At 66.9% G+C, this 13,567-nt stretch carries 10 protein-coding genes and 1 tRNA gene; 3 read left to right on the top strand and 8 right to left on the bottom strand.

Translation table 11 applies throughout. The features are described from left to right. Positions 1 to 97: 97 nt before the first annotated feature. The 7 genes from QX048_RS02335 to QX048_RS02365 form a co-directional block, all read right to left on the bottom strand. Complete coding sequence (locus tag QX048_RS02335) at positions 98 to 3,268, bottom strand: efflux RND transporter permease subunit (RefSeq protein WP_315826077.1); 3,171 nt, start codon at positions 3,266 to 3,268, stop codon at positions 98 to 100. Beyond that, positions 3,265 to 4,689 carry an efflux RND transporter periplasmic adaptor subunit gene (locus QX048_RS02340; RefSeq protein ID WP_315826078.1) on the bottom strand — a complete coding sequence of 475 codons (1,425 nt, stop codon included), beginning with the start codon at positions 4,687 to 4,689 and terminating at the stop codon, positions 3,265 to 3,267. Before QX048_RS02340 ends, QX048_RS02335 begins: the two co-directional genes overlap by 4 nt. Positions 4,690 to 4,765: 76 nt before the next feature. Beyond that, positions 4,766 to 5,158, bottom strand: coding sequence for a FixH family protein (locus QX048_RS02345; RefSeq protein WP_315714005.1), 393 nt, complete (start codon positions 5,156 to 5,158; stop codon positions 4,766 to 4,768). Positions 5,159 to 5,253: 95 nt separating this feature from the next. Further along, the gene (locus QX048_RS02350; protein ID WP_315752732.1) at positions 5,254 to 5,619 is read right to left on the bottom strand and encodes a hypothetical protein; all 366 of its coding nucleotides are present in this window, start codon (positions 5,617 to 5,619) and stop codon (positions 5,254 to 5,256) included. 171 nt (positions 5,620 to 5,790) lie between these two features. Continuing rightward, a tRNA-Val gene (locus QX048_RS02355) sits at positions 5,791 to 5,865 on the bottom strand. A 238-nt stretch (positions 5,866 to 6,103) separates the two neighbouring features. Further along, positions 6,104 to 7,390 (bottom strand): hypothetical protein, encoded by a 1,287-nt coding sequence (locus QX048_RS02360; RefSeq protein WP_315714006.1) that lies wholly within the window; start codon positions 7,388 to 7,390, stop codon positions 6,104 to 6,106. A gap of 144 nt (positions 7,391 to 7,534) precedes the next feature. After that, the gene (locus QX048_RS02365) at positions 7,535 to 8,161 is read right to left on the bottom strand and encodes a DUF1134 domain-containing protein (protein WP_315714007.1); all 627 of its coding nucleotides are present in this window, start codon (positions 8,159 to 8,161) and stop codon (positions 7,535 to 7,537) included. Between the two features lie 119 nt (positions 8,162 to 8,280). Between QX048_RS02365 and QX048_RS02370 the strand changes: the two genes are divergently transcribed. Continuing rightward, positions 8,281 to 8,787 carry a YHS domain-containing (seleno)protein gene (locus tag QX048_RS02370; protein WP_315752674.1) on the top strand — a complete coding sequence of 169 codons (507 nt, stop codon included), beginning with the start codon at positions 8,281 to 8,283 and terminating at the stop codon, positions 8,785 to 8,787. 15 nt (positions 8,788 to 8,802) lie between these two features. On the opposite strand, the gene cysQ is transcribed toward QX048_RS02370, so the two are convergent. Next, entirely contained in the window at positions 8,803 to 9,636 is an 834-nt protein-coding gene (gene cysQ / locus QX048_RS02375) for a 3'(2'),5'-bisphosphate nucleotidase CysQ (protein ID WP_315826143.1), read from the bottom strand. Between the two features lie 232 nt (positions 9,637 to 9,868). Here cysQ and chpT point away from each other — a divergent pair, with 232 nt between their 5' ends. After that, positions 9,869 to 10,531, top strand: coding sequence for a histidine phosphotransferase ChpT (gene chpT, locus QX048_RS02380; protein WP_315752676.1), 663 nt, complete (start codon positions 9,869 to 9,871; stop codon positions 10,529 to 10,531). A gap of 243 nt (positions 10,532 to 10,774) precedes the next feature. After that, complete coding sequence (locus tag QX048_RS02385) at positions 10,775 to 13,543, top strand: hybrid sensor histidine kinase/response regulator (protein ID WP_315714011.1); 2,769 nt, start codon at positions 10,775 to 10,777, stop codon at positions 13,541 to 13,543. Positions 13,544 to 13,567: the final 24 nt, after the last annotated feature.

Below are 13,567 nucleotides of genomic sequence, written 5' to 3' on the forward strand. Positions count from 1 at the left end.
GTCGCTGACCGTGATCGGGCGCCTTCGCCGCGCCGCCGCGACCACCGGAGCTCCTGTCGCGAAATTTCTCATCGTCTCTCCTCTCGCTGTCGGTGGATCAAGCTGCCCTTTGCACGTCCTGCGACCCGCTCGAGGCGCTTGCCGCCGTCCCGGTTCTGGTCGACAGGCTGCGTCCCTTGACCAGACCGAAGATGGCCGGAATCACGATCAGGGTGAGCAGGGTCGACGAAATCATGCCTCCGATCATCGGCACGGCGATGCGCTGCATGATCTCTGACCCTGTGCCCGTACTCCACATGATCGGCAGCAGGCCCGCCATGATCGCGACAACGGTCATCATCTTCGGGCGCACGCGCTCGACCGCGCCTTCCATGATCGCGTCCTGGAGATCCTGCCGATTCACCGGACAGCCTTCGACGCTGCGCCTCGCCTTCACCGCGGCCAGCGCGTGATCGAGATAGATCAGCATCACGACACCGGTCTCTGCGGCGACGCCGGCAAGCGCAATGAAGCCGACGGCGACGGCGACCGACAGATTGAAGCCGAGCCACCACATCATCCAGATGCCGCCCACCAGCGCGAACGGCAGCGACAGCATCACGATCAGGGTTTCGGTCATGGCCCTGAAGTTCAGATACAGCAGCAGGAAGATGATGGTGAGCGTCACGGGAATGACGATCTTGAGCCGGGCAGTCGCGCGTTGCAGATACTCATACTGCCCGCTCCAGAGTACATAGGTCCCGGCCGGAAACTGGATGCTCTCGGTGACGGCGCGCTGCGCGTCCGCGACGTAGCTGCCGATGTCGCGGTCGCGGATGTCGACATAGATGTATGTCGCGAGCTGTCCGTTCTCGGTCCGGATCGAAGTGGGGCCCCTGGCCGGCTCGACCTTCGCGACCTCGCCGAGCGGCACGGCGCCGCCTGAGGGCATCGGCACCAGGACATCGCCGGCGATGGCCTTCGGATTGTCGCGGAGATCGCGCGGATAGCGCATGTTCACGCTGAAGCGCTGGCGGCCCTCCACGGTCGTGGTGATCGTCTGGCCGCCGAGGGCGGCCGCGATCGTATCCTGGACGTCCTGGACCAGGAGTCCGTAGCGGGCGAGGGCCTCGCGGTCGGGCGTGATCTCAAGGTAATAGCCGCCGATGCCGCGCTCGGCATAGGCCGAGGAGGTTCCGGGGACGGTCTTGATCACCCGCTCGATCTGCTTGGCCAGACGATCGATCTCGGTCAGGTCCGTGCCTATTACCTTGACGCCGATCGGCGTGCGGATGCCGGTCGAGAGCATGTCGATGCGCGCCTTGATCGGCATCGTCCAGGCGTTGGAGACGCCGGGGAATTGCAGCGCCTTGTCCATCTCGGCAACGAGGCTGTCGATCGTGACGCCGGGACGCCACTGCTCCCTGGGCTTGAGGTTGACGACCGTCTCGAACATCTCTGTCGGCGCAGGGTCGGTGGCGGTCGCCGCTCGCCCGGCCTTGCCGTAGACAGAGGCGACCTCGGGGAACGACTTGATGATCCGATCCTGCATCTGCATCAGCTCGGCGGCCTTGGTGACGGAGATGCCGGGCAGGGTGGTCGGCATGTAGAGCAGCGTGCCCTCGTTCAGGCTCGGCATGAATTCGGTGCCGAGCTGGCGTGCCGGCCAGACGGTGATGGCGAGCACGGCGGCCGCGGCGAGGATCACGAGCGTCTTGGCCCGCAGCACACCCTTGATGACCGGCCGGTAGATCCAGATCAGCAAGCGGTTGATCGGATTGCGATGCTCGGGAACGATCCTGCCGCGCACGAAGATCACCATCAGCGCCGGCACCAGCGTCACCGAGAGTAGCGCCGCTGCCGCCATCGAGAACGTCTTGGTGAAGGCGAGCGGGCTGAACAGCCGGCCTTCCTGCGATTCCAACGTGAAGATCGGCATGAACGACACGGTGATGATCAGCAGGCTGAAGAACAGGGCGGGGCCGACCTCCGCGGCCGCGTCGATCAGGATCTGGACGCGTGATGCGTCGGGCTCGGCACGCTCCAGATGCTTGTGGGCGTTCTCGATCATGACGATCGCGGCATCCACCATGGCGCCGATCGCAATCGCGATGCCCCCCAGGCTCATGATGTTCGAGCCGAGTCCGAGCAGCTTCATCGCGCCGAACGCCATCAGCACGCCGACCGGCAACATCAGGATGGCGACCAGGGCGCTGCGGACGTGCAGCAGGAACACGATACAGACGAAGGCGACGACGATGCTCTCCTCGAGCAGCGTGTGCTTCAGCGTGTCGATGGCGGCATAGATCAGGTTCGAGCGGTCGTAGACCGGAACGATCTCGACCGATTTGGGCAGGCTGCTCGCGATCTCATGCAGGCGCTTCTTGACGTTCTCGATCACGTCGAGCGCGTTGACGCCGAAGCGCTGTAGTACGATGCCGCTGGCGACCTCGCCCTCGCCATTGAGCTCGGCGATGCCGCGCCGTTCGTCGGGGCCAAGCTCGACATTGGCGACGTCGCGCAGCAGCACGGGCGTGCCGCCTGAGCTCTTGAGCACGATGTTGCCGAGATCGTTGATGCTCTTCAGATAGCCCTTGCCGCGGATGACGTATTCGAACTCGGACAGCTCGACCGTCCGGCCGCCGACATCGGCATTGCTGGCGCGGATCGCGTCGCGGATCTTCTGCAGGCTGATGCCGCGGTCGCGCATGCGCTGCGGATCGAGCACGACGTTGTACTGCTTGACGAAGCCGCCGATGCTCGCGACCTCGGCGACACCCTCGGCCTTGGCGAGCGCGAACTTCAGGTTCCAGTCCTGGATCGTGCGGGTGTCGGCGAGATTCAGCTCCTTCGACATGACGGCGTATTGATAGACCCAGCCGACGCCGGTCGCGTCCGGCCCGATCGTCGGCGTGACCCCCGCCGGAAGCCGCGAGGCGGCGCTGTTCAGGAACTCCATCACGCGCGAGCGCGCCCAGTAGATGTCGGTGCCGTCTTCGAAGATGACGTAGACGAACGACACGCCGAAGAACGAGAAGCCGCGCACGACCTTCGACTTCGGCACCGTGAGCATCGCGGTCGTCAGGGGATAGGTGACCTGGTCTTCGATGACCTCAGGCGCCTGACCGGGATACTCGGTGTAGACGATCACCTGGGTGTCCGACAGATCGGGAATTGCGTCGAGCGGCAGGTGAATGAGTGCGTAGAGCCCGGCTGCTGCGGCGAAGCCGGTCCCGAACAGGACCAGCAGCAGGTTGCGCGCCGACCAGGCAATGATGCGGGCGATCATTTGTGGTCTCCCATGCCGGCGTGGTCGCTGCCGGCGGATTGCGCTTCGTCGGAGTCCGCGAAGCTCTTCAGCGCGGCCTTCAGGTTGCTTTCGGCGTCGATCAGGAAGTTGGCCGAGGTGACGACCGCCTCGCCATCCGACAGGCCATCGCGCACCTCGACATAGCCGGCGCCGCGCCGGCCGAGCGTCACGGCGCGCGGCTCGTAGCGGCCGCCGCCCCTGTCGACGAGGACCGCCTGGCGCCTGCCGGTGTCGAGCACGGCATCAGCGGGCACGGCCAAGAGCGGCGCCGGGTCCGCGGTGTCGATCTCGGCATCGACATACATGTCGGGGAGCAGCGCGAGGTCCGGATTGGCGAGCTCGATCCGTAGGCGCGCCGTCCGCGTGTCCTTGTTCACCTGGGGATAGACGACTGCGATCGAGCCGGCGAAGGTTCGGCCCGCGAAGCTGCGCGCATGGATCGTCACGGGCTGTCCGACGGCGATGCTGCCGAGGTCGCGTTCGGCGACATCGACCAAGGCCCAGACCGTCGAGATGTCGGCGATCCGGAACAGCACGTCGCCCGGATTGGCGCGCATGCCTTCGGTCGCATTGCGCTCCAGCACGACGCCATCGCGCGGCGCCGACCATTGAACCGTGATCGGTGCGACGCGCGACCTCTCCATCGCCATGATCACCGGCTCCGGGACGTCCAGATTGGTCAAGCGCTGGCGCGCGCCGCGGCCGTAGGTTGCGTTGCCGCCGACGATGCTGGAATTGATGGTGGAGAGATACTCGGCTGCGGCCGCGGCCATCGCCGAGCTGTAGATCTCCATCAGCGGCTGGCCCGCCTTCACGCGCGTGCCCGTGGTCACGTCGGCGACCTTCTGCACGAAGCTTTCGGCCCGCATCGCGATCACGGAGACTCGGCGCTCGTCGAGCTGGATCGTTCCCGGTGCCTTGACGGCGATGCGGAGCGTGCGCCGCTCGACCGGCGTGGATCTCACGCCCGTCCGCTGGATCTTGCCGGGCGACAGCTTCACCACGCCATCCTCGGCATCGTCGCCCTCGTAGACGGGAACGTAGTCCATTCCCATCGGGTCCTTCTTCGGAGAAGGCGACGTGTCAGGCAGGCCCATGGGATTGCGGTAGTAGAGAATCCGGCGCGAGGAGTCCGCCTGCTGCGTCGGCTTGGCGGGGGCGGGCGCGGCTTGATCGTCGTCGTAGACCGGCAGGTAGTCCCGCCCGCGCTCGTCCTTCCTGGGGCCTGCCGACCAGGCAGGGGCGCCGCTGGGATCGCGATAATACAGCGGCATCCGCTCCGCCGCCGTGGCGGCAAGATGGGGGCGGAGCGACGGCGGCGATGTCTGGATCGACCAGAGACCACCCAAACCAAGGCCGGCGCCGAGCGTAACGGCCGCGAGCAGACGCAATGTGTTCATGACATCACCGTGAGGCGCGCGACGCGCGCGATCCGTTGGGAAGGGCGGGGCGCTCGTCGGGGAGCGCCCCGCAGGCTCACTTCGTCGCCTTGACGACGACCTTGCCGGTGACCGTCTCCGGCTCGCCCTGCACCTTCGCGGAGAGCGTGACCTGGTAGCGCCCGGCCATCGGCAGGTCGGTCTTGAAGGCGTAGACGCCGGGCTCCTTGGACGGCAGCGGCGCCACCTCCGACACCATGTCGGCCATCCCGTCCGGCGCCATGTCGACGCGTGTCTTGAAAATGACCGCGTCAGTTACGGCCTTGCCGGTCTGCTTATGGGTGAGACGAACGGCGACCGTGACGTCGTCGCCCTTCTTCATCTCGGCCGTGACGGGCTCGAAGCTGTAGTCGGCGGCGCCGGCGATGGCGGCCGGTGCGGCGAGCGAAAGGGTGGCGGCGAGGGCCGCGGTGCTGATTCTGGAAAGCATGGTCCTGTCCTCATGAATGGATCTCGGCCGTGGCGCCCGCGGCGCGCACGTCAGTCATCGGCGCGCAGACATTGTGCGCGTCGGCTCGTGCGAGATCAGACTCGAGGAGGTCGGAACGGAGGACTGCCGCTGTGAAGAGAAGCGACCTGATCGGCGGGAATGGCGATCCTGGTCGCGCTCACGGCGAGGGGCGCGAAGGCAACGGCCCTGACATCGCCGAGCGCAACCGTCCCTCCCGCGCAGCAGAAACCCATGCTGCATTTGGTGTTGTGCGACGGGGAGCCGGTGCCCTTCATGTCGTCGGGGCAGCATTCGTCCATCGACATGCCGGCCCCGTCGTCCATCTGCATGCTCGTCTGCATCTCGTCCGACGACGCCATCACAGCCGCCGATGCGCCGATCGGCAGCATCGCCACGGACAGGGCAATCGCGAACGCCAGGATGGTACGGACGAGCCGCATCGAGATGGAGTTACCTTTCCGGTCGCAGAGCAAGACAGCTAACATAAGCCAGGCGCCGACGCAGTCGTTGATCCCGCTCAATCCTGCGTGACCATCGCGTCGCCGGAGGCATGACGACGGGCCAGACCAGCACAAGCGATCGCATGAAAGGAAAAGGATGGCGACGGCAAATGGTGGGCGCACAAGGGATCGAACCTTGGACCTCTCCCGTGTGAAGGGAACGCTCTCCCGCTGAGCTATGCGCCCGGTTGCCGGTGGCGGTCGTGGCTGTGAGCCAGCGAGCCGCCGAAGCAGTCCGTCGGAGCCCGCGATTTACGAAGCGCGGGCAGGGGGTGTCAAGGATTTGCGGCGGAGATGGCGAGGAAAACTGCCGGGGTGCGGTGGCCCGTCCTCGATCGGGGCCGAAACCGGCCCTCTCGCGGGCCGGCCTCCATACTGAAGAGAGGGGCAGATATCCGCCGCACTCGGCTCCGATCCGGCGGCCTCAGGCCCCGAGCTGCCGTGCTCGCGAGGCATGAGACTGCAGCGCGCGGATGCGGTCGGCCAGGGTACCGCCCTGGGGCGCACCGCCGGCCGCAGCAGCCGGCGCCGCGGCGACGCCATTGGCGTTGGCAGGCTTGGCGGGGGCCGGCTCGGCGGCCAGCATGGCCTCGATCGTCGAGTTCGGGCCCTCGATCTGCATCGCGAGCTTGGCGACCTCGGCGGCGATGTCGTTGATACGTTCGCGCAACAGCGCGTTCTCCATCCGCTCCTGGGCCCAGGTGCTCTCGGCCTGCTGCTGGATGGCGTTCATCTCGCGCTGCAGCTTGGTGCGCTCGTCGCGGGCGGCCTGCAGCTGCTGTTCGAGGGCGGCCTTCTCGGATTTGAGCCGCTCGAACGCGGCCGACTTGCCGCTGCCCATGCCGGCCAGCTCCTCGCGCAGCTCCTTCAAGGCGCGGTCGGCGGCCACGTTGGCCTCGCGCAGCTGGTTGTTCTCGAAATCACGTTCGGCAAGCAGCTTGCCCTGGGTCGACAGCCGGCCCTCGAGGTCGGCGACGCGGCTCGCCAGCATCTCGGCTTCCTTGACCTGGACGATCAGCTGGCGGTCGAGCTCGGTGACGCGCTGGCTGAGATTCTCGACCCGCGCGCGGGCGTCGTTGAGCGCCTTGGTCGCGGTGTCGGATTCGTCGCGCTCCAGCGCGAGCCGCGTCTGGGTCGCGGAGAATTCCTTCTCGGCGTCGGCCACGCGGCTGCGCAGCTCCTCGACCTGGGTCCTGACCGACACCAGCTCGACCTGCCGGCTGTCGGCCAGCAAAGCCTTGTCGTTGAGCTCGGCAGTCAGGCGCACCTGCTCGGCCTGCTTCTCCTTCAGCGCCTGCTCGGCGGCGCGCAGCGCCTCCGTCTTGGCGGCGAATTCTTCCTCGGTGGCGCGCAGCTGATCCTTCAGCGCCTTCTCGCGCGCCTCCAGCGCAAAGATCGCGGCGTTCTTCTCGCCGAGCTCGATCTTCATGCGGTTGATGGCGTCGGTCTTCTTGCCGAGGTCGGCGAGCTGGCCGGTGGCCTTGTTCTTGAGCGCGTCGACGCTCATCTCCAGCCGCCGCGCCGACATCGCGAACTCCGCGCGCAGCTGGTCCTTGTCGGCCTGGATCTCGGCCATCGACAGCGGCGTCGCCGCCTCGAGCCGGCGCGTCGTCAGCCGCACCGCACGATTGTGCACCAGCGGCACGATCATCAGCGCACAGAGCATGGCGATCAGAAAACCGATCGCAAAATACATGATCGGCTCGACCATGACGCACAACTCCCGGTCAGAAATGATTAACGGAATCACAATGCACGGCGGGCTGATTCAACGCCAGCCCAATGCCGTGTTAACCTTGATCCGTCACGGGAGAACGTGTCCTCGCGGCATCAATTGGCGGTATCGGCGGCGGCCTCAGAACGGGTTCCAGGTCGCGCTCGGCGTGAACTTGAGGTAGCCGACATTGGCGCCGAGCCGCAGGCCGATGCCGGACCTGATCGGGACCAGCACGATGTTGTTGGCGGTGAGCGCCGTCATGCCGAAGCCGCCAACGATATAGGCCGAGCCGTCGATGCCGACGAAGCGCTGGTAGATCGCGCTGGTGGCCGGCAGGTTGTAGACCAGCGTCATGGTGCGGGCGCCGTCGCCGCCCCAGTCGAAGCCGAGCGAGGGGCCCTGCCAATAGACGCGGAGGTCGCCGGCGTTCTTGGTGTAGAGCGTGCCTTCGCCGTAACGGAGACCGGCGACGAAGGCACCGGCGCCTTCCTCACCCAGGATGTAGCCATTCGGCAGGCCCCATTGGCTGACGGCGCGCTCGATCACCGAGGCGAGGCCGCGCGAAACGTTGCCGAAGAAGCGGTGGCCGGCATTGACGAGCTCGTCCGGGTTGAAGCTGTCCGGGCTCGGCGCAGGGCGCGGCGGGGGTGCGGGCTGCTGATACGGCGGCGCGGCAGGCGGGGGCGCCTGCTGCGCGGCGACCGACGCGGTCATGGCCAGCACGGCCGCGAACGTCGTGGCGGCAAGGCGGGATGCGAAACTCATCGATGGAAATCCCCTGCTATCGGCTGCCCGAGCCTCGCCTTAACCTGACGCCAATCACATCGGGCGATTGTCGGGCGAGGGGCGATGCCCCTGCGACTCCCATGTTATCGGCACCAACTATGACCGCACAACGGCAACAACCGCCCCAGACCGGGTCAAAGTCGCTGTTTCGCCTTGTAATTGCCGCTATCGCGCTCGCTGCGCTGCCGCCGGTCGGCGCGCCGGCGGCCACGACGCAGCGCATCATCTCCGACCGCTTCAGCGGGCTGGCGATCGACGGCTTCGACCCTGTTTCCTATTTCGTGGATGGCAGGGCCATGCCGGGGCTGCCGGATTTTGAGGCGTCCCAGGGTGGAGTGGTCTGGCGGTTTCGCAACGAGGGCAATCGCGCCTCGTTCCTGGCCCATCCGGAGGTCTATGGCCCGCAATTCGGCGGCTACGACCCGACCGATGTGGCTCGCGGCGTGACGGTGGCCGGCAACCCGCGCTTCTTCGTCGTGGTCGAGGAACGGCTGTTCCTGTTCAACCGCGAAGAGAGCCGTGACGCTTTCGCGGCCGACCCGAGCCGCTATCTGCCGGGTGCGGAGGCCCGTTGGCCGGCGCTCGAGGGCGACCTGCCGCAATAGCGCGGCAGGGCTGTCTCAAACCTTCGCCGCAGCCGGGTCGCCCCAGGCGATGAAGGACGGCACGATGAAGCCGTCGGGGCGCTCGCCATAGCGCAACGGCGCGCCGGTCTCGCTGGTGACGGTGCCGCCGGCGGCTGCGACCACGGCGTGGCCTGCCGCCACGTCCCATTCCGAGGTCGGGCCGAGCCGGGGATAGATGTCGGCCAGACCTTCGGCGAGCCGGCCGAACTTCACGGCCGAGCCGAGCGGCAGGCGCACCGCGCCCGGACGCGCCGCAATGAAGGCTTCGGTGCGGGCATCGCCATGCGACCGGCTGACCGCGGCGACCCATGCCGCGCCTTGCGGCGGCATCGGCCGGGTGCGGATCGGCTCGGCGGCCGCCAGACCCGCCTCGGTGAACGACAGCCGCTCGGCGCCACGGCCGACCAGGCCGCGCCAGATCTGGCCGATCGCCGGCGCGCAGACGATGCCGAGCAGCGGGCTGCCGTCGGTAACCAGCGCCAGGTTGACCGTGAACTCGCCGCGCCCGGCGACGAACTCCTTGGTGCCGTCGAGCGGATCGATCAGGAAGAAGCTGCCCTCGAACGGTCCTGCGCTCGCCCCGACCCGCTCCTCCGACAGCGCGGGAATCGCGGGCGCCAGCCGCGCCAGCCCCTCGGCAATGACCCGGTCGGCGGCAAGATCGGCCTCGGTGACCGGCGAGCCGTCGGATTTGTCGGTAACGGCCATGGCGCGGCGGTTGACGGCGAGGATCGCGTAGGCCGCCTCGACGACGAGCTCCGTCAGGGGCGTCATCAGCGCCGCGGCGGCCTCGACCCCGACGGTTCCTGCAGTCGGTGCCGTCGTCATTGCGCGGTGCTCCTTCCGGCCATTCCGTACGCAGCTGGCATCATCGTATCCCTGTTCTGGCGCCCGGCGCATCCGGGTACGGCCGTTCGCACGTTCATTGCGGCTGCCGGGAAAACCGCTACGTACTTTCCCGTGTGCCGCTCTCAGTTCGGTGGCGGTCCATGCTTTCGCAGTGTATCAAGCGTTAACGCAAGCATGATTCGCCCAGGTTCGCGGATTTCAGGAACATCGAATGTCCGGCACGTCCTCTCCCGAGATCGCCAATCCGATACCCGCTCCCGATACGCTCGAACTTGCCGCTCTGCTCTGCTCGAAGGTCTGCCACGACCTGATTAGTCCGGTCGGCGCCATCGTCAATGGGCTCGAGGTGCTCGACGACAATCCGAAGCCGGAGGATCGCGACTTCGCGCTGGAGCTGATCCGCAAGAGCGCCAAGACGGCGTCGGCCCGGCTGCAATTCTGCCGCCTCGCCTTTGGTGCGGCCGGCTCTGCGGGCGCGCAGATCGATCTCGGCGACGCCCAGACCATGGCGCGCGGCCACATCGAGGACGCCAAGACGTCGATCACCTGGAATCTGCCGCGGCTGCTGTTGCCCAAGAACCGGGTCAAGCTGCTGCTCAACATGATGGTGGTGGCGCAGCAGACGATCCCGCGCGGCGGCATGCTGACCGTCGACCCGATCGGCGATGGCGAGACCATGAGCTTCCGCGTCGCCGCCACCGGGCTCAATGCCCGGCTGCCGCAGAACATCGTCAATCTGCTCGGTGGCGACTTGCAATCGACCATCGATGCCCACGCGGTGCAGCCCTACTACACCCGTCTGCTCGCCGATGCCTGCGGCCTCAAGGTGACGCTCACCGCCGACGGCAATGCGATGGTCGTGCAGGCGGCCTGATCGGGCGGACGTCCTGCCGCGTCAGTCCCTGCGACCTCGTGTCGTGGGACAGACGCACCAATCCCTTCACCATGGTTAATCAAGCCTTGCCGATGTGTCCGAATTTGTCCGGATGCATCTTATCTCTTTGTTGAGTCCGTTCATTTGCGCTTACTCAACTAATATTAAACGCTTTGCACCGAAACTGGCCACGGTTTGAAGGGCGCGTCATGTCGCGTTCCGTTGCGTGCGAAGGCCAGTTTCATGGATGACCTGTTGCGTGAGTTCCTGACGGAGACCAGCGAGAGCCTGGACACCGTCGACAATCAATTGGTGCGGTTCGAGCAGGAGCCGAACAACGCCAAGATCCTCGATAACATCTTCCGGCTGGTGCACACGATCAAGGGGACCTGCGGTTTCCTCGGCCTGCCGCGGCTCGAGGCGCTGGCGCACGCCGCCGAAACATTGATGGGCAAATTCCGCGACGGCATGCCGGTGACCGGCGAGGCCGTGACGCTGATCCTGACCACGATCGACCGCATCAAGGACATCCTGGGACAGCTCGAGGCCAACGAGGCCGAGCCCGAGGGCGAGGACCGCGACCTCATCAGCGAGCTCGAGGCGATGGTCGAGCGCGGCATGGCGGCGATGGCCGCCGGCGAGGCGGCCCCGCCGCTGGTGCCGGCCGCGCCGCCCGCCCCCGCGGTGACGCACGGCTCGCTGATCGACCAGACGCTGGAGCGTCCGCTGCGTCCGGGCGAAGTGTCGCTCGACGAGCTCGAGCGGGCCTTCCGCGAGACCGCGATCGAGTTGCCGCCCGCGCATGAGAAGGCGCCTGAGCCCAAGGCCGCTGCCCCGGCGCCGGTCGCCAAGGCCGGGCCTGCCAAGGCGGAAGCAGAGGCCAAGGCCGAGCCGAAGAAGGCGGCGCGGCCGAAGGTCAATGCCGACGGCGAGGTGCACGAGAACGACAAGGTCGCCAACCAGTCGATCCGCGTCAACGTCGACACGCTCGAACATCTGATGACGATGGTCTCGGAGCTGGTGCTGACGCGCAACCAGCTCCTGGAGATCGCCCGCCGCAACGAGGACACCGAGTTCAAGGTGCCGCTGCAGCGGCTGTCCAACGTCACCGCCGAGCTGCAGGAGGGCGTCATGAAGACGCGCATGCAGCCGATCGGCAATGCCTGGCAGAAGCTGCCGCGCATCGTCCGCGACCTCGCCACCGAACTCGGCAAGCAGATCGAGCTCGAGATGCACGGCGCCGACACCGAGCTCGACCGCCAGGTGCTCGACCTGATCAAGGACCCGCTCACCCACATGGTGCGCAACTCCGCCGATCACGGCCTGGAGACGATGGCCGAGCGCGCCGCGGCCGGCAAGGCCGAGCAGGGCACCATCCGGCTGTCCGCCTATCACGAAGGCGGCCATATCATCATCTGCATCGCCGACAACGGCCGCGGCCTCAACACCGAGCGCATCAAGGCCAAGGCCTTGGCGAACGGCCTCGTCACCGAGGCCGAGCTCGAGAAGATGACGGAAGCGCAGATCCACAAGTTCATCTTCGAGCCGGGCTTCTCGACCGCGGCCGCCGTCACCTCGGTCTCGGGCCGCGGCGTCGGCATGGACGTGGTGCGCACCAACATCGACCAGATCGGCGGCACCATCGACATCAAGTCGGTGCTCGGCGAGGGCACCTCGGTCACCATCAAGATCCCGCTGACGCTCGCGATCGTCTCGGCGCTGATCGTCGAAGCCGGCGGCGACCGCTTCGCGATCCCGCAATTGTCGGTCGTCGAGTTGGTGCGTGCGCGCGCCAACTCCGAGCATCGCATCGAGCGCATCAAGGACACCGCGGTCTTGCGCTTGCGCAACAAGCTGCTGCCGCTGATGCATCTGAAGAAGCTCCTGAAGATCGACGACGGCTCGTCGACCGATCCGGAGAACGGCTTCATCGTGGTGACGCAGGTCGGCAACCAGACCTTCGGCATCGTGGTCGACTGCGTGTTCCACACCGAGGAAATCGTGGTCAAGCCGATGTCGACCAAGCTGCGTCACATCGACATGTTCTCGGGCAACACCATCCTGGGCGACGGCGCCGTGATCATGATCATCGATCCGAACGGCATTGCGAAAGCGCTCGGCGCCGCCGGCTCGGCCTCGCAGGCGGTGTCCGACGAGCACGCCGCGCATCACGCCATCGGCGGCGAGCAGCTCACCTCGCTGCTGGTGTTCCGCGCCGGCACGGCGCAGCCCAAGGCGGTGCCGCTGGCGCTGGTCACGCGCCTGGAGGAGATCGCGGCCGACAAGATCGAGATCTCCAACGGCCGCTACATGGTGCAGTACCGCGACCAGCTGATGCCCTTGGTGCAGATGGAAGGCGTGTCGGTGCAGACGTCGGGCTCGCAGCCGATCCTGGTGTTCGCCGACGAGACCCGCGCGATGGGCCTCGTGGTCGACGAGATCATCGACATCGTCGAGGAGCGGCTCAACATCCAGGTCTCCGGCGCCAAGGACGGCATCCTCGGCTCGGCGGTGATCAAGGGCCAGGCGACCGAGGTGATCGACGTCGGCCACTTCCTGCCGATGGCCTTCGCCGACTGGTTCATCCGCAAGGAGATGCACACCGACGCGCAGACGCAGTCGGTGCTGCTGGTCGACGACTCGCCGTTCTTCCGCAACATGCTGGCGCCGGTGTTGAAGTCGGCCGGCTACAAGGTGCGCACGGCGGCCTCGGCGATCGAGGGCCTGGCCACGCTGCGCTCCGGGCACAGCTTCGACATCGTCGTCACCGACATCGAGATGCCGGAGATGAACGGCTTCGAGTTCACCGAGGCGATCCGCGCCGACCAGAACCTGAGCCAGATGCCGGTCATCGCGGTGTCGTCGCTGGTGTCGCCGGCGGCGATCGAGCGCGGCCGCCAGGCGGGCCTCTACGACTACATCGCCAAGTTCGACCGGCCAGGCCTGATCGCGGCGCTGAAGGAACAGATCGAGGAACGGGCCCGCGCCGAAGCCAACCGGCGGGCCGCGTGACAGCAAGCGGACAGGAGTAGCGTG

It is taken from the genome of Bradyrhizobium sp. SZCCHNS30572, assembly GCF_032484415.1.
Lineage (GTDB): Bacteria > Pseudomonadota > Alphaproteobacteria > Rhizobiales > Xanthobacteraceae > Bradyrhizobium.